At 68.3% G+C, this 22514-nt stretch carries 24 protein-coding genes; 22 read left to right on the top strand and 2 right to left on the bottom strand.

Annotation, left to right across the window (positions count from 1 at the left end; all coding sequences use genetic code 11):
• Positions 1 to 18 precede the first annotated feature (18 nt).
• The 6 genes from D103_RS0111355 to D103_RS0111330 all read left to right on the top strand — a co-directional run bounded on the left by D103_RS0111355 (position 19) and on the right by D103_RS0111330 (position 5380).
• Positions 19 to 546, top strand: a complete 528-nt coding sequence (locus D103_RS0111355) for a DNA-deoxyinosine glycosylase (RefSeq protein ID WP_038028834.1) — start codon at positions 19 to 21, stop codon at positions 544 to 546.
• 134 nt (positions 547 to 680) lie between these two features.
• Positions 681 to 1982 (top strand): TonB-dependent receptor, encoded by a 1302-nt coding sequence (locus D103_RS0111350; RefSeq protein WP_018876879.1) that lies wholly within the window; start codon positions 681 to 683, stop codon positions 1980 to 1982.
• A 107-nt stretch (positions 1983 to 2089) separates the two neighbouring features.
• On the top strand, positions 2090 to 3016 hold the full coding sequence (locus D103_RS0111345) for a metal ABC transporter substrate-binding protein (RefSeq protein ID WP_018876878.1): 927 nt from the start codon (positions 2090 to 2092) through the stop codon (positions 3014 to 3016).
• Positions 3017 to 3107: 91 nt separating this feature from the next.
• Positions 3108 to 3707, top strand: a complete 600-nt coding sequence (locus D103_RS0111340) for an ATP-binding cassette domain-containing protein (protein ID WP_018876877.1) — start codon at positions 3108 to 3110, stop codon at positions 3705 to 3707.
• Positions 3697 to 4470: a metal ABC transporter permease gene (locus D103_RS0111335; protein WP_018876876.1), complete on the top strand. Its 774-nt coding sequence runs from the start codon at positions 3697 to 3699 to the stop codon at positions 4468 to 4470. The genes D103_RS0111340 and D103_RS0111335 overlap by 11 nt, the downstream gene beginning before the upstream one ends.
• Before the next feature lie 31 nt (positions 4471 to 4501).
• Positions 4502 to 5380 (top strand): class I SAM-dependent methyltransferase, encoded by an 879-nt coding sequence (locus D103_RS0111330; protein ID WP_018866691.1) that lies wholly within the window; start codon positions 4502 to 4504, stop codon positions 5378 to 5380.
• A 285-nt stretch (positions 5381 to 5665) separates the two neighbouring features.
• Here the strand turns inward: D103_RS0111330 and folE2 are convergent, their stop codons facing one another.
• Positions 5666 to 6610 carry a GTP cyclohydrolase FolE2 gene (gene folE2, locus D103_RS0111325; protein ID WP_081618408.1) on the bottom strand — a complete coding sequence of 315 codons (945 nt, stop codon included), beginning with the start codon at positions 6608 to 6610 and terminating at the stop codon, positions 5666 to 5668.
• Between the two features lie 115 nt (positions 6611 to 6725).
• Between folE2 and dksA the strand changes: the two genes are divergently transcribed.
• The 7 genes from dksA (at position 6726) to D103_RS0111290 (ending at position 11798) form a co-directional block, all read left to right on the top strand.
• Positions 6726 to 7127, top strand: a complete 402-nt coding sequence (dksA, locus tag D103_RS0111320; RefSeq protein ID WP_017940914.1) for an RNA polymerase-binding protein DksA — start codon at positions 6726 to 6728, stop codon at positions 7125 to 7127.
• Between the two features lie 65 nt (positions 7128 to 7192).
• Entirely contained in the window at positions 7193 to 8455 is a 1263-nt protein-coding gene (zigA, locus tag D103_RS0111315; protein ID WP_018876874.1) for a zinc metallochaperone GTPase ZigA, read from the top strand.
• A complete protein-coding gene (locus D103_RS0111310) occupies positions 8452 to 9099 on the top strand; it encodes a DUF1826 domain-containing protein (protein WP_018876873.1) in 648 nt (215 codons plus the stop codon). Before zigA ends, D103_RS0111310 begins: the two co-directional genes overlap by 4 nt.
• A gap of 235 nt (positions 9100 to 9334) precedes the next feature.
• Complete coding sequence (locus tag D103_RS0111305) at positions 9335 to 9811, top strand: hypothetical protein (protein WP_018876872.1); 477 nt, start codon at positions 9335 to 9337, stop codon at positions 9809 to 9811.
• Positions 9812 to 9815: 4 nt separating this feature from the next.
• Entirely contained in the window at positions 9816 to 10784 is a 969-nt protein-coding gene (locus D103_RS0111300; RefSeq protein WP_018876871.1) for a YafY family protein, read from the top strand.
• Positions 10784 to 11308 carry an MOSC domain-containing protein gene (locus tag D103_RS0111295; protein ID WP_018876870.1) on the top strand — a complete coding sequence of 175 codons (525 nt, stop codon included), beginning with the start codon at positions 10784 to 10786 and terminating at the stop codon, positions 11306 to 11308. The genes D103_RS0111300 and D103_RS0111295 overlap by 1 nt, the downstream gene beginning before the upstream one ends.
• Before the next feature lie 70 nt (positions 11309 to 11378).
• Positions 11379 to 11798 carry an HIRAN domain-containing protein gene (locus D103_RS0111290; RefSeq protein WP_018866684.1) on the top strand — a complete coding sequence of 140 codons (420 nt, stop codon included), beginning with the start codon at positions 11379 to 11381 and terminating at the stop codon, positions 11796 to 11798.
• A 32-nt stretch (positions 11799 to 11830) separates the two neighbouring features.
• Here the strand turns inward: D103_RS0111290 and D103_RS0111285 are convergent, their stop codons facing one another.
• A complete protein-coding gene (locus D103_RS0111285; RefSeq protein WP_018876869.1) occupies positions 11831 to 13198 on the bottom strand; it encodes an NAD-dependent succinate-semialdehyde dehydrogenase in 1368 nt (455 codons plus the stop codon).
• Positions 13199 to 13302: 104 nt separating this feature from the next.
• Here D103_RS0111285 and D103_RS0111280 point away from each other — a divergent pair, with 104 nt between their 5' ends.
• The 9 genes from D103_RS0111280 (at position 13303) to D103_RS0111240 (ending at position 22093) form a co-directional block, all read left to right on the top strand.
• Complete coding sequence (locus D103_RS0111280) at positions 13303 to 14274, top strand: complex I NDUFA9 subunit family protein (RefSeq protein WP_018876868.1); 972 nt, start codon at positions 13303 to 13305, stop codon at positions 14272 to 14274.
• A gap of 25 nt (positions 14275 to 14299) precedes the next feature.
• Positions 14300 to 15532, top strand: coding sequence for a multifunctional CCA addition/repair protein (locus D103_RS0111275; RefSeq protein ID WP_018876867.1), 1233 nt, complete (start codon positions 14300 to 14302; stop codon positions 15530 to 15532).
• Positions 15533 to 15831: 299 nt separating this feature from the next.
• Entirely contained in the window at positions 15832 to 16488 is a 657-nt protein-coding gene (locus tag D103_RS0111270; protein ID WP_018876866.1) for a protein-L-isoaspartate O-methyltransferase, read from the top strand.
• 102 nt (positions 16489 to 16590) lie between these two features.
• Positions 16591 to 17916, top strand: a complete 1326-nt coding sequence (locus tag D103_RS0111265) for a TolC family outer membrane protein (RefSeq protein ID WP_018876865.1) — start codon at positions 16591 to 16593, stop codon at positions 17914 to 17916.
• On the top strand, positions 17916 to 18491 hold the full coding sequence (locus tag D103_RS0111260) for an isochorismatase family protein (protein WP_018876864.1): 576 nt from the start codon (positions 17916 to 17918) through the stop codon (positions 18489 to 18491). The genes D103_RS0111265 and D103_RS0111260 overlap by 1 nt, the downstream gene beginning before the upstream one ends.
• A gap of 30 nt (positions 18492 to 18521) precedes the next feature.
• Positions 18522 to 18662 carry a hypothetical protein gene (locus D103_RS14260; RefSeq protein WP_019625837.1) on the top strand — a complete coding sequence of 47 codons (141 nt, stop codon included), beginning with the start codon at positions 18522 to 18524 and terminating at the stop codon, positions 18660 to 18662.
• A 13-nt stretch (positions 18663 to 18675) separates the two neighbouring features.
• Positions 18676 to 19527, top strand: coding sequence for a hypothetical protein (locus D103_RS0111250; protein ID WP_018866677.1), 852 nt, complete (start codon positions 18676 to 18678; stop codon positions 19525 to 19527).
• A complete protein-coding gene (locus tag D103_RS0111245) occupies positions 19527 to 20597 on the top strand; it encodes a homoserine O-succinyltransferase (RefSeq protein ID WP_018876863.1) in 1071 nt (356 codons plus the stop codon). The genes D103_RS0111250 and D103_RS0111245 overlap by 1 nt, the downstream gene beginning before the upstream one ends.
• 155 nt (positions 20598 to 20752) lie before the next feature.
• A complete protein-coding gene (locus tag D103_RS0111240) occupies positions 20753 to 22093 on the top strand; it encodes an MFS transporter (RefSeq protein ID WP_018876862.1) in 1341 nt (446 codons plus the stop codon).
• The last annotated feature ends 421 nt before the right edge of the window (positions 22094 to 22514 follow it).

Below are 22514 nucleotides of genomic sequence, written 5' to 3'. Positions count from 1 at the left end.
CGCTTGCTCCACCTTCCTGTGACCGCTGGCTCAGCCACCCTTGAAGCGTTCCCACCGATCCTGCGAGCGGATACCCGACTGGTCGTGCTGGGTAGCTTTCCCGGCGTGGCGTCGCTGGAGGCCCGGGCCTACTACGCCCACCCGCGCAACCAGTTCTGGCCCATTGCCGGGCAGATCCTCGGCGAACCCTTCCCGGAGTTGGACTACCCGGAGCGCATCCAGCGCCTGCTCGACCACGGCGTGGGCCTCTGGGACGTCTACGGGGCCTGCTCGCGCGAGGGGAGCCTGGACAGCGCCATCCGCGAACCGGTCCCCAACGATCTGGCCCGCCTGACCCGCGAGGCCCCGGGCCTGCGCGTGATCATCCACAACGGCGCCGAGAGCGCGCGGCGCATCCGCGAGACCCGCGCCCTGGGCGTCGAGGCCCTGCGCCTGCCCTCCACCAGCCCCGCCAATGCCCGCCTGAGCCTGACCGAAAAGCTGGAGCCCTGGCGCGCGGCGTTCGCCCGCGCGGGCCTCCCCCGAGACCGATCCGCCACAAGCTGACTGGCTGGAACGGGGTTGAACCCAGGGTTGTTATTGTATAACGTTCATGCCTTGACGTTACGCTATAACAACTCACCTTCATCGGCGGACCCACTGATCCTGGCTGCAGTCTGCCGTGCAACAAGGAGCTCGACATGTCCCGCGCCCCATACGCCCGCCCCGTCCTTGCCGGACTCACCGCCCTGGCCCTCGCCGCCCCCGGGGCCGCTGCCGCGCAATGGAGCGCCCAGTCCGAAGACCGTTCCTGGGGTCTGGACGTTTCGCTGATCCTGGAAGGCGTCTACTACAACGAACTCTCGCACGGGATCGACGAACCCGCCGGCTTCGACGATGGCCACGACCACGGCCATGGTCACGACCACGGACACGATCATGGCTTCGACGACGGATTCAACCTGGGCCACAGCGAGCTGGTCTTCCAGGCCAACCTGGGCGACCTGTTCGACGGCGTGCTGATGCTCGGCTTCGACGACAGCGACATCGAAGTCGAAGAGGCCTACCTGACTACCCGCGCCCTGCCCGGCGGCTTCCAGATCAAGGCCGGTAAGTTCCTGTCCGATATCGGGTACATCAACAGCCGCCACGGCCACGACTGGGACTTCGTCGACCGTCCGCTGGTAAACGAGTACATCTTCGGCGACCACGGCCTCCAGGAAACCGGCGTCCAGGCCACCTGGGTCGCACCGACCGAGGCCTACACCCAACTCGGGGTGGAACTGCTGCAGGGCGAAACCAGCGGAATCGCCAACTACGAGGGTAGTCAGTCGGCGCTCAACGGTCAGGAACGCATTCTTCGGGACCGCTCCGGCCCGCGCCTGGTCACCGCCTTCGCCAAGTTCGGCCCGGATCTTGGCCCTGACCACGCCGCGCAGTTCGGCGTCTCCGGTGGCTACGCCCGCAGCTATCAGGTGACGGACGAGCACTCCACCCGCTTCGAGGACTGGGACGGCAGCGCCTGGTTCGCCGGCCTGGATGCCGTCTACAAGTACAGCGCCGGGCGCGCCTACGGCCATGGCGACTGGCGGCTGCAGGGCGAGTACTTCTACCGCGAAATCGACGTCGACCGCCGTGACGTGAACTTCGAGGCAGACGGCAATGGCCCCGTGGGTTTCGTGCGCAACGAGCAAAGCTTCAAGAACAAGCAGGACGGTATCTACGTCCAGGGCGTCTACGGCTTTGCCCCGCGCTGGGAGGCCGGTCTTCGCGCCGAGGCCCTTGGCCTGACCAACGACGTCGGCCGCGGCGACGGCGACTCCTTCGGTACCTCCTATCGCCACTCCGCCCAGGTCACTTTCCGCCCGGTGGAGCCGGTGTTCCTGCGCGCCCAGCTGTCGCAGAATGACTTCATCGATGACGACGGCCACCGCGACCGCGGGCTGGAGTTCATGCTGCAGCTGAACGTGGCCCTCGGCGCCCACGGCGCCCATCGCTTCTGATGCCCACTCGCGCGGGCCCGCCCGGGCCCGCTCGCTTCCGCCCGTGTCGGCCAATCCGGCCGGCATCGGTACCGTGCTAGCACACCATATCCCCCAAGGAGTCCCGCATGTTCTTTCGCAAGACTCGCACCCGCAGCACCCGGTGGCTGATTTCCATCGCCGCCCTTACCCTGACCGCGCTGGTCCTGGCGCCCGCCCAGGCCGCGGCCGGTCTTAACGTCGTCGCCACCACCTCCAGCCTCGGCGCCCTGGCCCGCGAAATTGGCGGCGACCAGGCCGAGGTCCGCGTACTCGCGCCACCGGACCGCGACGCCCACTATCTCGATGCCCGCCCCAGCTTCATGGCCGCCCTGCGCCGGGCCGACATGCTGCTGGAGCTGGGCGCCGGCCTGGAAGAGGGCTGGCTGCCGGCCGCGCAGCGGGGTGCCAGCAACCGTGCCATCAATTCCGGGCAGCCGGGGCACTTCCGCGCTGCGGACATGATCGAGCTGCGCCGCTCCATCACCATGGATGGCCCGAACATGGGGCACGTGCATGAAGAGGGGAACCCGCACTTCAACGCCGACCCGCGGCGCATGGCCGAACTCGCCCTCGCACTGGGCCAGCGCATGGGCGAACTGCGTCCGGACCATGCCGACAGCTTCATGGAGCGAGCGGAACGCACCGCCGACCGCCTGCGTACACACGCCGAGACGCTGGCCGAGCAGGTCGTGCCGGAGCAGCGCATCGTGGTCTACCACGAGGACCTCGACTATCTGGAAGAGTGGCTGCCGGTCGAGATCGTCGGCTATCTGGAACCGGCGCCGGGGATCCCGCCCACCGCGCGCCATCTGCGCAGCCTCGTGGATGATCTCGAAGGCACCGAGGGCACTGTCCTGTACGCCGAGTTCCAGCCGCCTCGCGGCGCCGAATTCCTCGAACGCAACCTGGGCTGGCCGAGCCATGCGGTCCCTCTGGATCCGCCGGCCGACTCCAGCCTGGATGGGTACCTGGACCTGATGACCACCTGGGCGCAAACGCTGCCCCAACGCTAACCCGGGGCGAAACATCTTCCTCACGATCGGGCCCGGAAAATGCTTTCCGGGCCCGATATCATTCAGGCCCCTCCAACGATTTCGAGTCCGCATGCCCCCTCAAACCGCGCTGCACGCAGAGGCCGCGCACCTCGGCTTTGATCGTCCGGTGCTGGGCCCGCTGTCCCTCGACGTACCCACGGGGACCCGATGGGCCCTGACCGGCCCCAATGGCATCGGCAAGTCGCTGCTGCTGAAGGCCGTAACCGGCCAGGCTCGGGTCCACTCAGGCACCCTGCGGCTTGGCCCCGCGACGCGTGTCAGCCTGCTGGCGCAGGACCACCCCCGGCGGGACCCCTGGCCCTTGTGCGGTCACGACTGGTTCAGGGCGATGGGCGCCACCCCGCCCGATCAACCCCGGGTGCAGGCCTTGCTGGATCGTCGCCTCGACCGCCTGAGTGGCGGCCAGTGGCAGTTGCTGCGCCTGGCCGCGGCCCTGCACAGCAGCGCCCACCGGCCACCGGGGGAACGCCTGGTCCTTCTGGACGAGCCCGCCAACCACCTCGACGCCGAGGTGCGCGGCGATGCGGTCGACCTGATTACCTCCCTCCCGGCTGCTACGACACTGGTGATGACCAGCCACGACGACGAGTTCCTGCAGGCCGTCGGGGTCGAGAACCATCCATTGACGGACTACCTCGATGCTCGGTGACCTGTTGTTCGAACCGTTTGTCTCCGGGCTGCTGATCACGGGCGTGCTGGCCCTGGCCGGGGCCGGCCTGTTCCTGCGCGGGTCGGTCTGGCAGGCGCTGGCACTCGGACAGTGGGCCGCCGTCGGGGGCGTCCTGGCGTCGGTCGTCCACTGGCCGGTGCTGCCTGTAGCCCTGGCACTCGGGGCCGGAGTCATGGCCCTGCTGCAACGCAGCTCTGACCGCGAGCGCCTGCCGCTGGCCGTTTTTCTGGCCGGACTGGCGGCAGTGACATTGCTGGCCGCCAATTTCGCGCAGGCCAGCCTCGCCGCGGCCGCCTGGGCCGAGGGCCAGCTGTACTTCGCCGGACCGCGCGAACTATGGGCAGTGGTCGCGCTCGGGTTGGCCAGCCTCGTGTTCGCGCCCGGGCTGTACCACGTCTGGCGACACGCACAGCTCGCCCCCGACGTCCCCGGCACGCGCAGCCCGCGCACGTGGCTGCGCCTCACGGAGATCGCCTGGTTGGTGGCCGCAGTGGTGCTGGGCAGCATGGTGCTGGGCCTGCCCGCTGCCCTCGCCACGCTGCTCCTGCCCGCCTGGGGCGCCGCCTATCTCGCACGCAATCTGCGCGGATTATTCCTGTGGGCCCAGGCCCTGGCCCTCGCGGGCTTCCTGATCGCCTGGAGCGTCAGCCTGCCGCTGGATCAGCCGTTTGCGCCAGTACTCGTCCTGGTCAATGTCGGCCTCGCCCTGGCGGCCCGACTGCTCGCAATGTCACGTCCCTGAACCGATCGAGAAGTCACCGCGGAGCAGAATCATGCCCCCGAAGCCAACCCCCCATGGTGCAACCCCATCCGGCGGGCCGAAGCGCCAGGGCACCCACTCGCCGATCTTCCAGGCGATCGAGAAGCTGCAGGGCGACCGACCCTGGGGAAGTGTGCTCGATGCCGGAACCGGACGCGCATCCATCGAGTGGATCTGTGCGCTGGAGACCGAGCGCTGGACCGCCGTCACGGCCTCGCAGGAGATGGCGAACACGGTGAAGAAGGCGGCAGGAAAAGACCGACGACGCGAAGATCGCATCCTCGTCGGCAACTGGATGTCGGACCAGCTGCTGTTCGGCGAGCGCTTCGACACCGTCCTGCTCGACTACTTCATCGGAGCAATCGAGGGCTTCTCGCCCTACTGGCAGGACCGCGCGCTGCATCGACTACGGCCTCATGTGGGCGAGCGGCTGTATCTCGTCGGCGTGGAACCCTATGTACTGACCGAACCCAAGACCGAGTCTGACCGCATCGTGCGCGAAATCGGTCGCCTGCGGGATGCCTGCCTGCTGCTCGCGGGGAACCGCCCCTATCGCGAATACCCTTCGTCCTGGGTCATGCGCCATCTCGGAATCGCCGGCTTCCGGGTTCTGGATGTCCGCTATTTCCCGATTCACTACCGCGAGCGCTTCGTCAACGGCCAGCTCGACCTGTGCCTGCGCCAGCTGTCGCACTTCAATGACGATGGCCTGGCAAAGGCCATGCACCAGAAGATCGAGGCGCTGCGGGAAACCGCCCTGCCGCTGGCCCGAAGCAAGGAGGGCCTGCGGCACGGGGCGGATTACCTGATCACGGCCGAGCCGATGGCCGACCGGCATCGCAGCCTGCCCGACGCGGCAGGCACCTCTCAGTCAGTGCCGTCCGGGCCGTAGCACGGGCTACGCCATCGCCCCCCTGGGCCCGAGCAGGCCTCAGTCCGCTTGACAATGCACCGCAAGTGCGTATGATTCTCATTTCGATGCGCAGCCCGGACAGCTGTGTGTCGCCAGGACGAAAGGTGACTTCCTGCCTTTGGTCTCTCCATCCTCCGTAAGCATTGCCGCCGGATTGCGTTTCCGGCGGCTTTTTTACGTGTCCACACGCTTGCCGAAGAGCGACCTGGCAGATGCCTGACCAACCCCACCGCCTTGTGGCGGTCCACGCTCCGACTGGCTGCTTCAGCGTTCCGCTGACGGCAGACGCACGACCCGCGCCACGGCGTCGTGTGCATGCAGGCTCTCGCGGTGGCGAACCTGGATGCGATAGCCGCGGGCGTAGTACTCCGGGCGCAGGGCGCTGTCCAGGCGCCGTACGGCGTCTTCGCAGAACATCAGGTTGCGGCCGTTGGCGAGCGCGAAGGCCTTCTCGTCCACGCGCTTTACCGCCGTTTGCAGGGCGGTGCCCAGCGCCTGTTCCACGCGATCAATCAGATCGGGCAGGGGCAGCGTTGAGACCAGCGGTTCCAGACCGACCGTGACGGTTGCCTCGCTGCGCTGGCTGTGGGGCGTCGCGACGATCCCCTCGGCCCGGCCCAGCCATTCGCGCACGGTTGCCGCATCCACGGCCGCTCGCGTGAAGTCACGGTCGAACTGCTCCTGGATCGCCTGCCGCGCCAGGGCGGCGGAGCACGGACAGGTGGAGGAATAGCCCACCTGAACCTCCAGCTCCAGAGACACCGCCCCGGACTCGCTGCGCGCAGCGATCCGGAACGGGTAGCGCTTCCAGCCCGCGGCGGCACTGACCAGGGCCGGCCGTTCCAGCGGCAGCTCCCCGGCCAGACGGACCTCGGCCACGCTGGACAGGCCATCGTGCGAAGCCAGAAACGCTTCGAGCACGCCCCACAGCCGCGCAACGTCCAGCTCGCGGGACTCCAGCTGTCGCAGGGCCCCGTAGAGCCGTGACATATGGATACCGCGCGCGCCCGCGTCGTCGAGGCTCACCCCCGCGCTTGCCCGGGCGATCACTGGCTGGCCGGTCAGATACAGCGGAAGGGTGATGTCTTCCATACCCACCCAGTCGAGCGCGGAGGCGTGCGTAGCAGCCGACGCGGCAATATCCGGTAGCGGATCGGTCGCGGAGGTTTCCGTATCCGGCGAGGCCGGAGACACACAGGTAGAGGACATAAGACACCTTTTTGCAGGCGGGTCGACCCCATCACAGGACGGTGGCCGATCCGTGTTGTCGGGGCGCAATCGAAACGTTATGGTATAACATCCTGATCGCAACCGACGGAACCCCATGACCCGCGACGAACTGCTGGCCATGCCTGCCGCGGCCTACATGAACGAGGCCCAGCTCGCGTACTTCCGCGAGCGCCTGCTCGAAATGCGCGACGAGATCCTGGCCGACATGGAGGGTGCCCGGGACGGATTGCGCGACAACGAACGCACCCCGGACGAGCTTGACCGCGCGGCAATGGAGGAGTCGCGCCTCCTGTCGATGCGGGTGCAGGAGCGCGAAGGCCGCCTGCTGCGAAAGATCGATGCGGCCCTGCATCGCATCGAAACCGGCGATTACGGCTACTGCGAGGTGAGCGGCGAACCGATCGGTCTGCCCCGCCTGCTGGCCCGCCCGACGGCGACCCTCTGCATCGAGGTCAAGGAACGCCAGGAAAAGGCCGAACACGTGTTCGTGCGCTGAGCCTGCCCAACCCTTCCATCCGGGCACATTCCGACGCCCGGGCATCCCGATTCCCTGGAGGTACCATGAAACGCCTGCCCGTCACCGTCCTCTCCGGCTTTCTCGGCGCCGGCAAGACCACACTGCTGAACAACATCCTGCACAACCAGTCGGGGCTGCGCGTCGCGGTCATCGTCAACGACATGAGCGAGGTCAACATCGACAGCGCCCTGGTGCGCGGCGGCCAGGATGCCGTAACACGTACCGATGCCCGCATGGTCGAGATGACCAACGGCTGCATCTGCTGCACGCTGCGGGACGACCTGCTGGTGGAGGTGCGCCGCCTCGCCGAATCCGGGCAGTACGACTACCTGGTCATCGAATCCACCGGCATTTCCGAACCCATGCCGGTCGCGGCCACCTTCGCCTTCCGCGACGAAGACGGCCAGTCCCTGGACGATGTCGCCCGCCTCGACACGATGGTCACGGTGGTGGATGCAGGTGCCCTGCTGCAGGACTACGCGTCCAGCGATTTCCTGGGCGACCGCGGCGAATCCCTGGGGGAGGAAGACGACCGTACCGTCGTTGACCTGCTGGTGGATCAGATCGAGTTCGCGGACGTCATTGTCCTGAACAAGGTGGATCGCCCGTCGCCGGAACAACTGGATACCGTCCGCAGCGTCGTGCGCGCCCTTAACCGGGACGCCAGAATCATCGAAACCACACACGGCCAGATCGCGCCGGAGTCCCTGCTGGGCACCGGACGCTTCGACTTCGACCGCGCGTCCCAGGCCGCCGGCTGGGCCCAGGAGATGATGGGTGGCCACACCCCGGAGACCGAGGAATACGGCATCTCCAGCATCGTATACCGCGTCAATCGGCCATTTCATCCGGAACGCTTTTTTGCCCTGCTGCACGAGGAATGGCCTGGCATCATCCGCAGCAAGGGCTGGTTCTGGCTGGCTTCGCGCCCCGACTGGGCCGGCACATTGTCTCAGGCCGGCGGGGCGCTGACCCACCACGCTGCCGGGTTCTGGTGGGCTGCCGTATCCCCGGAGCAGCGCCCCACCCACGAAGACTGGTGGGAGACGGCAATCGCGCCGGTCTGGGATGACCGATTCGGGGACCGACGTCAGGAGATTGTACTGATCGGCATCCACATGGACGCGGATGCGATGCGCAAACGTCTCGACGCCTGCCTGCTCACCGACGACGAGATGCTGGAAGGCCCGGAACGCTGGCTGAGCTACGCGGATCCCTTCCCGGTCTGGCGCCTGGGGTCCGAGACCGCCGAGCCCGAGGTGGATGCCCCGGAAACCCGAGAGTCCCGCCCGGACGTAACCGCATGAACACTGCGCGAACGTCGCACCCGGTCGAGCGCGCGCCGTCTAGGCACCGCTTCGTCGACCGCGCCGCCGAGCTCAAGGGCATTCACCGCCACGATGTGAACGCGCTGATCTGGCGCCGAAGCCTGGATCCGCAACTCCGGGACCAGGCCCGGGCGCTGCTGTCCCGCGGCCCCGGGATGATTCTGGACATCCACTGCCGACCGGACCAGGTGCGCGAACGGTTGCACGGCGCCATCGACCGGGCACCGTTCAGGATTCATCGTCTGGCATACGATCTGGAGCGCCTGGCGCACAACTTTGCCGTCGTCGCGCATGCGATCAGTGTCCGCCTCCAGCTCGAAGTGCTGGCCCACCAGCCATGCCCGCTGTTTCACGTGGACAACAACGTGCTGCGGATGGTCTGCAGCTACACCGGCCCCGGAACCGAATATGCAGACGACCGTTTCCTGAACCGCGACCGGCTCCGTTGCGGCGACAACGAGGGCGTTCTTGCAGGCCATCCGCCCTTGGCACTTGAGAGCGGATCCGTGATCCTCATGAAAGGCGAACGTTCACCTACGTGCGGGGGGCTTGGAGCCGTCCATCGCTCGCCGCCGGTTGCGGGAGATCAACAGCGCCTGCTCGTACGACTCGACCACCCCTGACCCGCAAGCCCGTCGGACCCGGGACGGATCTGCTGCGCGTCTGGCAGAGTCAGTCCGTCAGGCTCCCCCGAGGAGACACTGACGGCCCTCGGTCCTCTGCCCCGGGCAGGGCCGGAGAAAGCGGACCGGCCCACAAAATCCACCGATCTTCATGATCGCTCGCATTCAATGCTTGACTCGCGCCTCTCCCTCGACGACTATGAATGCGAATGGTTCTCATTTCTTAGGAGGCACAATGTTCACGCTCGACGCATGGCTGGAAAACCCCGACCCCTCGCTCCGGATCATCGACGAGCCGTCGCGCCGGATCGTGGCCGAGTGGCGCGGCCAGGAACTCCGCGATCTGCTGGAGACGGGGATCATCGCCCCCGCGGATTGCTGCGGACCGCAGGCCCGCGACCAGGCCCACGAAACGATCCGCGAGCTCATCCTGGAGGCCTGCCTCGAAGGTATCACCGTCCAGCGCAGACCACCGGAGCCGCGGCCAGACATGTCCGCGTCCATGAAACGGCCTGCGGACAGCGACGACCACCCCACCCGCAATCCCCATCCGGGAGGCGCGTCTTGCGAGCCCGCCACCGCTCGCAGCCGCTCTCGACGAATGACCTGTGCTCAGGGCCCCGGAGCGACGCAGCCGACGAAAAAAACCCGTGACATTGCCAAGGGGCAGGTTCTCCACGTAGCGTTCCGGAAATGTCCATCCCTGCATTGACTTCGTGAACCGCGCCGAGCGGATCTTCCATCTGCACCGCCTGCTCCAGGCGCGCCAGCCGCCGTCGCTGGCGCACCTGATGGAGGCGCTCGAGGTCTCGCGCGCGACCATCAAGCGCGACCTCGAGTACATGCGCGACTTCATGCAGGCACCGATCGAGTACGACGCGGAGGCCAACGGCTACCGCTACGCACAGGATGTCCCGGCCTTCGAGCTGCCGGGGCTATGGTTCAACGAATCCGAATTGCTCGCGCTCCTGACCATGGAGCAGCTCCTGGAGGACGTGCAGCCGGGTCTGCTGGCGCCCACACTGGGGCCATTGAAGGAGCGTATCCGGGAGCTGCTCGCCAGCGGCGGGCACCAGCCGGACGCCGTGCGCCGCCGCATCCGCATCCAGCCCCTGGCCCAGCGCGGCAACCGCAGCGACGGCTTTCAGGCCGTAGCCGCCGCGACCCTGGACGAACAGCCGATCGCGATCGAGTACCACGGCCGTGCCCGCGACTCCGCCACCCAACGCGTCGTGCATCCCCAGCGACTGCTGTACTACCGCGACAACTGGTACCTGATCGCCTGGTGCGAAAAGGCCCGGGCCCTGCGCACCTTCGCGCTGGAACGCATCCGGTCCACCCGGGCGACCGATGGCCCCTACCACGACATCGACGAAGCGACCCTGGATGCCCACACCGGCGCGGCCTTCGGCATCTTCACCGGCCCCGCACAGGAATGGGCGGTGCTGCGCTTCACCCCGGAACACGCCCGCTGGGTCGCGGACGAGACCTGGCACCCGGACCAGACCGGCCACTTCGAGGGCGACCACTACCACCTGCGGGTGCCCTTCGGGGATCCCACCGAGCTGATCCAGGAGATCCTGCGCCACGGTCCCGGGGTCGAGGTCCTGGCCCCCGAAAGCCTGCGCACCCGTGTCGCCACCACGCTGCGCGAGGCCGCTGCGCAATACGCGGCTTCGTCCTGATGCTGCGCCGCTGGCTGGCCCGCCACAAAGCCGCCTCCGGCCGGCTGGAAGCGATCTGGATCGCCGATCGGGCCGGCACCCCCATGCACGCGTGCGCCGCCGTGGAGGTCACCGAAGCGGGCCTGACCGGTGACCGCTACGCCACCGGGCAGGGCCACTGGCACACGGTGGAATCCTGCCCCGTCACCCTGATCTGCAGCGCCGAGCTGGACCGCGCCACGCGGCGGGCGCGGCGCCTGCGCCAGCCCGCGACCCCGACGCCCGGCGACCACCGCCGCAACCTCGTGGTCAGCGGCCTCCGGCGCAGCCCGCGCGCGGGAACCTTGCGCATCGGTGTTGTGCGTTTTGCCATCACACGGCCGCGCCCGCCCTGCGGCTGGCTCAACCAGGTGGTCGGCTACAACCTCGCCGGCGCCCTGCGCCAGGACAGCGGCATCTGCCTGCGGCCACTGGAGCCGGGCACCATCCGGCGGGGCGACCCCGTGCACTGGGAGGCCGCCCCGGGGCCCGCAAGACACGATTAGCCGGGGTGGCTCATTCTGTGAGCCACCCCCGGTGCTACAAAGGTCGCAACCCCCCAGATGGAGCGCGACCATGCAATCGAACACCCCCAACCGCCAGGCTCGCCGCACCCCCGTACTGCGCGGCTACTACGCCCAGCGCGGCCGCTACAACGCCACCGCCACCACCGAGGAACTGCTGCAGACCATCCCGCTGGCCGGCTACCGCCACCACGACGCCCCGAAGCTGTGGAATGCGTTGAAGCGCGGCCAGGCCCTGACCCTGCGCCGCGAGCGGCTGAACCCGCACGATGACAAGGCCGTTGCCATCGACTGGATCGACCACCAGCTCGGCTATCTGCCACGCGAACAGAACCAGCTCGCCGCCGACCTCCTCGACCGCGACGAGCCCCTGGTCGCCCGCATCATCGCCAAGCGCGACCAGGCCGACCCCCACAACCGGCTCGAACTGGGCCTCTACCGCGCGCGGCCGAGGACCGCGCCGGCCCACTAGGGAGACGCGGATCCTCCCCCGGGCGGGGCAAATCAAGCGACCCAGATGGTCTTGGCGTTCTGGAACTCGCGGATGCCGAGTTCGGAGAGTTCGCGGCCGTAGCCGGAGTCCTTCACGCCGCCGAACGGCAGGCGCGGGTCGCTCTTGACGATGCCGTTGACGAAGGCGCAGCCGCATTCCAGCCGCCGGGCCAGCGCCTCGCCGCGGGCCGGGTCGGCGGTCCAGACGCTTCCGCCCAGGCCGAAGCGCGAGCGGTTGGCGAGCTCGACGGCATGGTCCGCGTCGCGCGCCCAGGTGACCGCTGCAACCGGGCCGAAGGTCTCCTCGTCGAAGGCCGGCATGCCGGGTTCCACGCCATCCAGCAGGGTCGGCGGGTAGAAGTAGCCGGCGCCGACACGCGGCGCGCCGCCGGCGACCAGGCGGGCCCCGGCGGCCACGCTGCGGGTGACCTGATCGTGCAGCTCACTGCGCAGGTCGTCGCGCGCCAACGGGCCGATGTTCGTGCCCTCGTCCATCGGGTCACCGATGACCAGGGCCTCGATAGCGGCCCGGAAGCGCTCCACGAAGGCATCCGCGATGGGTTCCTCCACAATGAAGCGCTTGGCGGCGATGCAGGTCTCGCCGTTGTTCTGGAAGCGCCCGCGCACCGCCTGCTCGACTGTATGGTCAAGGTCCGCGTCGGCCAGCACCACAAAGGCATCCGACCCGCCCAGCTCCAGCACCGAGGATTTCAGCGCCTTGCCTGCAGCCGCCCCAACCGCGCGGCCGGCCCCCTCGGATCCGGTCAGGCTGACGCCCTGCACGCGGGTGTCGGTGATGATGCCTTCCACCGCGTCGGAGCCCACCGGCAGATTGCGGAACACGCCCTCGGGGAACCCGGCCGCCAGGAACACCCGCTCCAGGTGTTCGGCGCAGCCAGGAACGTTAGAGGCATGTTTGAGCAGTACGGTGTTGCCGGCCAGCGTGGCCGGGATCGCCTGGCGAAAGGCCTGCCAGTAGGGAAAATTCCAGGGCATCACCAGCAGCACGGTCCCCAGCGGCTGCCAGGCAATGAACGAGCGGCTCGCGTCCGAGGCGATCATGGTGTCCTGCAGGTAATCCGGGCCGTGTTCAGCGTAGTACTCGCAGGCGGCGGCACACTTGTCGACCTCGGCCCGCGCCTCGGCCAGGCGCTTGCCCATCTCCTGTGTGGCAGTGGTCGCCAGGGTCTCGCGTTCCTCGCGCAGCACGCCGGCCAGATCGCGCAGGCGCGCGGCGCGCTCCGTCACGGGGCGCGCCGCCCAGTCCGGCGCCGCGCTCGCGGCACGAGACAATGCGGCCTCCAGCGCTTCCTCGTTCATGCGCGGGTAGCGCGCGAGGGTCTCGCCGGTGGCAGGATTGATCGCAGTCAGTTCGGGCATATCGGTGCCTCGGCGTCAGGGCCCGAAATACGGGCTTGTTTGAACAATGCAGGTCACCCGAGTATAAGACGTCCCGCACTCGCTTTCGGAAGGACCTTGCCACCATGTCGATCGATTCGATTCGCAATGTCTGCCTGCTGGGCGGCACGGGCTTCGTCGGCCACCACATCATTCGCCGACTGATTGATCGCGGCCTGAAGGTCCGCGTGCTGTCCCGCCGTCCGCATCGCCACCGCGATCTCCTGGTCAACCCCGAGGTGGATCTGGTCGAAGGCAGCGCCCATGACCCCGCCACCCTGGAGCGCGTCTTCGCGGGGCAGGACGCGGTGATCAACCTGGTCGGCATCCTCAACGAGCGCGGGCACAGCGGCGCCGGTTTCCGCACCGCCCATACCGAACTGACCGAAAAGGCCCTGGCCGCCGCCGAGGCGCAGGGCGTGCGCCGCTTCCTGCAGATGAGCGCGCTCAAGGCGGACATGGACGACGCCCCCAGCCACTACCTGCGCAGCAAAGGCGCGGCGGAACAGGCGGTATTCGCCAGCGAATCCCTGGCGGTCACGGTTTTTCGCCCGTCGGTGATCTTCGGCCCCGAGGACTCCTTCCTGAACCGCTTCGCGACTTTGCTGAAGTTCTCGCCGATGATGCCCCTGGCCCGCGCCCGGGCGCGTTTCGCCCCGGTGTATGTCGGCGATGTGGCCGAGCACTTCGTCGAGGCCCTCGACGACCCGGATACCTTCGGGCAGGGCTTTGAACTGTGCGGCCCGAAGACCTATACCCTGGCCGAACTGGTGCGCTACGTCGGACGCGTCTCCGGTTACCGGCGCCCGGTGATCGGCCTGCCCGACTGGGCCGGCAAGCTGCAGGCCAGCGTGCTCGAGTTCGTGCCCGGCAAACCGTTGTCGCGCGACAACTTCGCCTCGCTGACCATCGACTCGGTCTGCGACGGCGAGCAGCAGCTACCCTGCCCGACCCGGCTGGAATCCATCGCCCCCGGCTACCTGGGTGGCGGCGGCGCCGGACGCGAGGCCCGCATGCAGCAACTGCGGACCCTCAACCGCGGATCGGGCCGCGGCTGACCCGGATCGCGATCCCGGGGCCGCCATGCAGACCTATCTCGTCGGCGGTGCGGTTCGCGACCGCCTGCTGGGTCGCCCGTTCACGGAGCGCGACTATGTCGTCGTCGGCAGCACGCCGGAGGCGATGGAGGCTGCGGGCTTTCGACCGGTCGGGCGCGACTTTCCCGTCTTCCTGCATCCCGAGACCCACGAGGAATACGCGCTGGCGCGCACCGAGCGCAAGACCGCGCGGGGCTATCACGGCTTCCAGTTCAACGCCTCGCCCGAGGTCACCCTGGAAGCCGACCTCGAACGCCGCGACCTCACCATCAACGCGATGGCCGAGGACACCGACGGCCGCCTGATCGACCCCTATGGCGGACGGGAAGATCTGGAAGCCCGATGGCTGCGCCACGTTTCCCCGGCCTTTGCCGAAGATCCGGTACGTCTGCTGCGGGTGGCCCGGTTCGCCGCCCAGCTCGCGCCCTGGGGCTTCCAGGTGGCCCCCGACACGCTGACCCTGATGCGCGAGCTCGTCACCTCCGGCGAGGTCGACGCTTTGGTCCCCGAGCGCGTCTGGGCAGAATGCGAGAAGGCCCTGAAGAGCCCCGCACCGCGGCGCTTCCTCGAGGTACTGCGCGAGGCCGGGGCACTCGCCATCCTGTTCCCGGAGATCGAGCGGCTGTTCGGCGTACCCCAGCCCGAGCGCTACCATCCGGAGATCGACACCGGCGTGCATACGCTGATGGTCCTGGACCAGGCGACCCGCCTGTCCGACGCCCCGGAGGTGCGCTTCGCCGCGCTGGTGCACGACCTCGGGAAGGGCACGACCGACCCCGACATCCTGCCCAGTCACCACGGGCACGAGGAACGCGGGGTGGACCTGATCCGCGCCCTGTCCGAACGCCTGCGCATCCCCAATCGCTACCGCGACCTCGCGGTGCGCGTGGCGCGCTACCACGGCCTGGTCCATCGCGTGTTCGAACTGCGCCCGAAGACCGTGATGAAGCTGGTCGACGGACTGGACGCCCTGCGCCGCCCGGAGAACGTCGAGCCCTTCCTGCTCGCGGTGGAGGCGGATTTCCGCGGGCGCACCGGCTGGGAGGACAAGCCCTACCCGCAGGCCGATGCCGTACGCCGCGCGGTAGCCGCCGCGCAGGCCGTGCAACCGCAGGCCCTGATGGCCGAAGGCTACAAGGGCAAGGCCCTGGGCGAGGCATTGCAGCGCGATCGCATCCGAGCCATTGCCGAGGCCCTCGCGGACAACCCCGAACTGTAGGAGCCCAGCCTCTGGGCGATGGGGCCTGTCCAACACCCAATCGCCGAGAGGCTCGGCTCCTACGCGGGGCCGGAGCGTGGGAGCCTGCTCGCAGGCGAAGCCCCCGCCAAAGCCGGACACGGGCAGGGGCATTCGCCTGCAAGCAGGCTCCTACGGGGACTCGGCCCCGTAGGAGGCCAGCCCCCTGGCCGATGGAATGTTGACCAGACCCCATCGGCCAGAGGGCTGGCCTCCTACTTGCCTGTTTCGGCGCGTGAACGTACTCTTTCGCGGCTGTTTAGCGTACAGAGGAAACCGCGATGGATTTCGCCAAGGCCCGGATCAACATGGTCGAGCAGCAGGTTCGCCCCTGGGACGTGCTCGATACGCGCGTGCTGGACGTGATGGAAACCCTGCCGCGTGAACGCTTCATGCCCGAGCCCTACCAGGCCCTGGCATATGCGGATTCCGAGATCCCGCTGGGGCACGGCGAAAACACCCTGCCGCCGGTGGTGGTCGGCCGGCTGCTGCAGGCCGTGTCGCCGCAGCCCACCGAGACGATACTGGAGATCGGCACCGGTTCCGGTTACGTGACCGCCTGCCTGGCCCACCTCGCGGCCCGGGTCGACAGCATCGAGCGGATCGACGATCTGCGTCTCGCGGCGCGTAACCGCCTGACGGATCTGGGTCTCGATAACGCCCACCTGCGCACCGCCACGGTGACCCGTGACTGGACCCCGCCGCGCCCGCGTTACGACGCGATCATCCTCACTGGCGGCATGACCGAATACGACGACTTCCTCGAGCCCTACCTGACGCTCGGCGGCCGCTTGTTCGTGGTCACTGGCGATGGCCCGATCATGGAGGCCCAGCTGATCACCCGGACCACCGAAGACGACTGCCGCCACGAGGGCCTGTTCGAGACCCGCGTGAAGCCGCTGGTTGGCTTCGAGCCGAAGCCCGCGTTCGAATTCTGAGCCGGTCGCCTGCGCCCCGGCACGGGGCGCGCGCCGGAGGCCCCATTCCGGAACATGCTCTGATAGGATAGGCGTTTCCTAATATCCTCCGGAGTCGCGTCCATGAACCGTCTGCCGTCGCTTCTCGCCGCCGCCGGGCTGGCCCTGGTGATCTCGGCCCCCGCCACCGCCTCCAGCCTGATGGAGGTCTACGAGCGCGCGGCCGCGGAAGACGCCGAACTGCGCACCGCCGAGGCGGAGTACCGCAGCGTGCTGGAGAACCGGCCGCTCGCGCGCTCTGCCCTGCTGCCGCAGATCTCCGGGCAGGCCGAGGCCGGCGCGTTCTACCGCGACGGCCGCAATGAACCGAGCATTGATGGGCGCGAGACCAGCTTCGGCGTCAATCTGGCCCAAAGCCTCTACGACCGCCGCAACTACATCGAGCTGGCGCAGGTGGATCTCGAGATCGCCCGCGCCGAGGCCGAACTGGATGCCGCCCGCCAGGACCTGATCCTGCGCGTGGCCCAGGCCTACTTCGACGTGCTCATCGCACAGGAAACCCTGGCCTTCCGCGAGGCCGAGGTCGAGGCGATCGAGCGCCAGCTGGAACAGACCCAGCGCCGCTTCGATGTCGGCCTGGTCGCCCGTACCGACGTCACCGAAGCCCAGGCCCAGCGCGACATCGCCGAGGCCGAGCGCATCGCCGCCGCGAACCAGCTGGACCTGACCCGCGAGCAGCTCGCGGTGATCACCAACACCTACTGGGACGAGCTGGACATGCTGCGCGACGAGGCCGAGCTGACCCCGCCGGAACCGGCCGATCCGCAGGCCTGGGTCGATATCGCGCTCGCCAACAACCTGGAACTGGCCGCCCAGCGCCTGAGCACCGAGACCGCCCGCGAACAGATCCAGCGCCAGCGCGCCGAGGGCCTGCCGCGGCTCAACCTGAACGCCTCGGTGCGCGAGAACCGCTACCACGGCCTGGATGTACCAGCTGATGCCAGAGGCGCCTTCTTCGAGGGCACCGACGCCCAGGTCGGCGTGCAACTGGAGATCCCGCTCTACACCGGCGGGCGCGTCAGCGCCCTGACCCGCCAGGCCCGCGAGGACTTCCAGGCCGCGCAGGAAGGCCAGTCGCTGGTGGAGCGCCGCACCACTCAGGACACCCGCAGCGCCTACCTGTCGGTGATCTCCAACAACTCGCGGGTGCGCGCGCTGGAGCAGGCGCTGGTTTCGACCCAGTCCGCGTTCGAGGCGGCCGAGGCCGGCTTCGAGGTCGGCACCCGCACCCAGGTGGATGTCCTGCTCGCCCTGCGCGAGGTCTTCCGCGCCGAGCGCGACTACGCCGAGGCCCGCTACGGCTTCCTCGGCGAATCGCTGCGCCTGCAGCGCGCCGCCGGTCGCCTGAGCGTGGCCGACCTCGAGGCCATCGACGACCTGCTGGAGTAATGTCCGCCTCCGCCACGCATAACCCACGGGCCCGCTGCGAGCGGGCGCGCTCGCGCCTGGTCCTGATCGACCTGCAGGAACGCCTGCTGGCCGCGATGCCCGAGGCGGCCCGTGCCGAGGTCGAGCGCAATGCCGCGCGCCTGATCGAGGCGGCGCGCAAGCTCGGCATCCCGATCGAGGTATCGCGCCAGTATCCCAAAGGCCTCGGCGAGGTCACCGCCCCCCTGCAGCAGGCGCTGGACGGCGAGGGCGCGGTCACCGACAAGACGGCCTTCTCCTGCTGCGCCGAAGCCGACCTGCACACCCGCCTGACCCGCGGCGACCAGATCATCCTGACCGGCGCGGAGACCCACATCTGCGTGACCCAGACGGCACTGGAACTGCTGGAGGCGGGCGTGACCGTGTTCGTGGTCGAGGACGGGGTCTGCTCGCGCGATGCCGGGCGCAAGCGCAACGGACTGGAGCGCCTGCGCGCCGCCGGCGCCATCATCACCAACCACGAGTCGGTACTGTTCGAATGGCTGCGCGACGCGGCCGATCCGCAGTTCCGCGAACTGAGCCAGTTGATCCGCTAATCACGAACCGGGAGACACGCAGGGATGCGCATGCTTGGAAACATACTGCTGGGTTTGTGGCTGATCCTGTTCGGCCTGCGCGGCCTGCTGGGGCTGCAGTTCCAGTACGACCACTACGTCATCAGCGGCCTGGCGGTGATCGCCGGTATCCTGTTCATCCTGCGACGCTAACCGAACCCGAGCCATGCGCCTGACCCCCGACGAGTACCGCAATCAGGACCACCGCCGCATCACCCTGCTGGGGATGTCCGGTGTCGGCAAGACGCGCCTGTCCAACATGCTGCGGCGCGAGGACTGGTTCCACTACTCCGGCGACTACCGCATCGGCACGCGCTACCTGAGCGAACCGATCCTGGACAACATCAAGGCCCAGGCGATGGCGGTGCCATTCCTGCGCGATCTGCTGCGCTCGGACTCGATCCAGATCATCAACAACATCACGGTGGACAACCTGCACCCGGTGGCGAGCTTCCTCGGCAAGCTCGGCAACCCGGAGCTGGGCGGGCTGCCGCTGACCGAGTTCAAGCGCCGCCAGACCCTGCACCACGAGGCCGAGGTGCAGGCCATGCTCGACGTGCCCGACTTCATCAGCAAGTCCCAGACGCTGTTCGGCTATCCGCACTTCGTCAACGATGCCGGCGGCTCGGTCTGCGAGCTGGACAGCCCCGGCGTGCTGGAGACCCTCGCGGAGCACACGCTGATCCTCTACATCAAGGCGACCGACGAGGACGAGCGCCAGCTGATCGAGCGCGCCGAGAGCGATCCCAAGCCGCTGTACTACCGCGAGGCCTTCCTCGACCAGCAGCTGGCCGAATACATGCGCGACGAGGGGCTGGACTACGTCGCCCAGATCGACCCCGACGCGTTTGTGCGCTGGGTCTTCTCGCGCCTGTTCCGCGCACGCCTGCCACGTTACGAGGCGATCGCCGAGAGCCACGGTTACACCATCAGCACCACGGAACTGGCGCGGGTGCGCAACGCAGCCGACTTCGACGACCTGGTCTGCATGGCCCTGGAACGGGAGGCGCGACTGTAATGCCACTTGTCGCCTACTCCGACCTGCCCACCTTTGCCCGCCTGAAAAGCGAGGGCGAGACCGTACTGCCCAGCGACTTCGCCCAGCAGCAGGAGATCCGCGCCCTGCATATCGGGCTGCTGAACATGATGCCGGACGCCGCCCTCGCGGCCACCGAGCGCCAGTTCTTTCGCCTGATCGGCGAGAGCAACCAGATCGCGCAGTTCTATATCCACCCGTTCACCCTGCCGCAACTCAAGCGCGGGCCGAAGGGGCGCGACCACGTCAAGCAGTACTACGAATCCTTCGAGGACCTGAAGAAGGAGGGCCTCGACGCGCTGATCATCACCGGCGCCAACGTGACCCAGCCGGACCTGGCCCTGGAACCCTTCTGGGAACCGCTGGCCGAGGTGGTCGACTGGGCCTGGGAGAACGTGACCTCCACCCTGTGCTCCTGCCTGGCGACCCACGCCGTGCTGCAGGCGCGCTACGGCGAGCACCGCCGGCATATGGGCGAGAAGCTGTGGGGCGTGTTCCCGCATCGCGTGGTCGACCGCGGGCATCCGCTGGTCACCGGCGTGAACACCCGTTTCGACGTGCCGCACTCGCGCTACAACGATGTCTCGCGCGACCAGTTCGAGCGCCACGGCCTGCGCGTGCTGGTGGAGAGTGACCAGTCCGGGATCCACCTGGGGGCCTCGCCCGACGGCTTTCGCATGGTCTTCTTCCAGGGCCACCCGGAATACGACTCGATCAGCCTGCTCAAGGAATACAAACGCGAGGTGGTGCGCTACATCCAGGGCGAACGCGACGCCTACCCGCCGCTGCCGGAGAACTACCTGATGCCGCAGGCCGCCGCTATCCTCGACGAGCACCGCGAGCACGTGGAGGCCGCCCTGGAACACTGCACCGAGATCCCGGCCCTGCCCGAGGCGCTGCTGCTGGACCGCCTCGACAACACCTGGCACGACACCGCGCTGGCGGTGATCAATAACTGGCTGGGCAACGTCTACCAGCTGACCAACCTCGACCGGCGCAAGCCGTTCCGCGACAGCGTCGACCCGAGCGACCCGCTGGCCGGGCGCCGGTAGCGCGTCGCACCCGCCCCTGTCATTGCGAGGTGCCGCAGGCACCGTGGCAATCTGCCTTCCGGCACCACCGGATCCCGCCGCCCTGCCAGCATCTGGAGGTTGCCACGTCGCTTTCGGCTCCTCGCAATGACGGGACAACGCAACGGAAAGACCTCATGACCGTCAACGACCTGGACAAGCTTCCGCGCCCGATTATCGGACTGTACGAAACCATTGCCGGCGACGAGGACGCGCGCGTCTGCAAGGACATCCCCGAAAACGCCTGCCGCGCCCAGCCGGTCAATTTCTTCGTCCACCTGGTCGCCAACACCCTGAGCAAGATTGGCGACGAGCTCGCCTCGGCCCGACTGGTGCTGGCCTGGCTGCTCGGCGCCCTGGGCGCCCCGGCCGCCTTCGCCGGCTTCCTGGTGCCGATCCGCGAATCCGGCTCCCTGCTGCCGCAACTATTCGTTGCCGCCTCCATTCGCCGCCGGGCGATCCGCAAGGGCTTCTGGGTGCTGGGCAGTGTCCTGTCCGGCCTGGCCGTCGCCGGCATGGCTGTCGTCGCCCTGACCCTGGAGGGCGCCGCCGCCGGCTGGGCCATCCTCGGGCTCCTGATCGTCTTTGCCCTGTCGCGGGGGATCAACTCGGTGGCTTCCAAGGATGTGCTCGGCAAGACCATCGCCAAGCACCAGCGCGGAACCGTGATGGGCTATGCCGCCTCCCTCGCCGGCTTCTTCACCCTGGGCCTGGGTATCTACCTGACGCTGGCGAACCTCGAAGAGGCCGGCATCGGGGTCTTCGTCGCCCTGCTGGCCGCCTCGGCCGGGGCCTGGTGGGTGGCCGCCGCGACCTTTACCCGGCTGCGCGAGGACCCGGGCTCCACCGAGGGCGGCGGCAACGCGGTGACCGAGGCCATCCGCTCCATGCGCCTGCTGTGGACCGACCGCGCCTTTGGCCACTTCGTGCTGACCCGCGCCCTGCTGATGAGCACCGCGCTGGCCCTGCCCTTCTACGTCCTTCTCGCGGAGGACGCCACCGCCGGCGATCTCGGAACCCTGGGGCTGCTGATCCTGGCCAGCGGCCTGGCCTCGGCGGTCAGCGCCCCGGTCTGGGGGCGCCTGTCCGACCGCTCGGCGCGCTGGGTGCTGATCCTGTCTGGCCTTCTGGCCGCCGGGCTTGGCATTGCGGTCGCGGTGGGCGTCTGGTTCGTGCCGGTGGATACCGACCACGCACTGGTCCCCGGCGGCTGGCTCTATGCGGCGTTGTTCTTCCTGCTCGGGGTCAGTCATGCCGGTGTGCGCCTGGGGCGCAAGACGTATCTGGTGGATATGGCCACGCAGGAGACCCGGGCCGCGTTCACCGCGGTCAGCAACACGGTCATTGGTGCCCTGCTGCTGGTCGGCGGGCTGTTCGGGCTGCTGGCGCAGCTGGCGGGCACCGAGGTGGCGATCTTCGTCCTCGCGCTGATGAGTCTGGCCGGCGCCGCCAGCGCCTGGCTCATGGGCGAGGCCTGACACGCGCCCCTCTCTCGCCCTCGCCCCCAGCGAGACAGGCTTTGCGCTCTCGGTTTTACGTGCCTCCGTCCGGCCGCCTGCCTCGTGGTGGCTGGTCCTGGTTCGGCCTCGGGTGTTCACGGTGCCTTCGGTCCACATACTGCCCGGCGCTGACTCGCCAGCGCGCCGCGAGGTCCTTTCTTGCTTGCCCAAGAAAGGACCCAAAGAAGGGCACCCGGATTCCGCCCGGGAACCTTGCTCCAGGGCCCTCGGGCCGGCGGCGCTGAACTCGCTACGCTGCGCTTCGCTCAGACATCCAGCGCCCCGAATTTATAGAAAACGGGCCGGCCCGAGAACCCTTCCGCAAGGGGCTCCATACGGGAGGCGAAGGTCAAAACCGAACGCATCCCCATGTTTGCGCCTAACCATAGGCAACGCCGCT

It is taken from the genome of Thioalkalivibrio sp. ALE31, from assembly GCF_000377405.1.
Lineage (GTDB): Bacteria > Pseudomonadota > Gammaproteobacteria > Ectothiorhodospirales > Ectothiorhodospiraceae > Thioalkalivibrio.
This window is presented reverse-complemented; position numbering and strand designations above follow the sequence as displayed.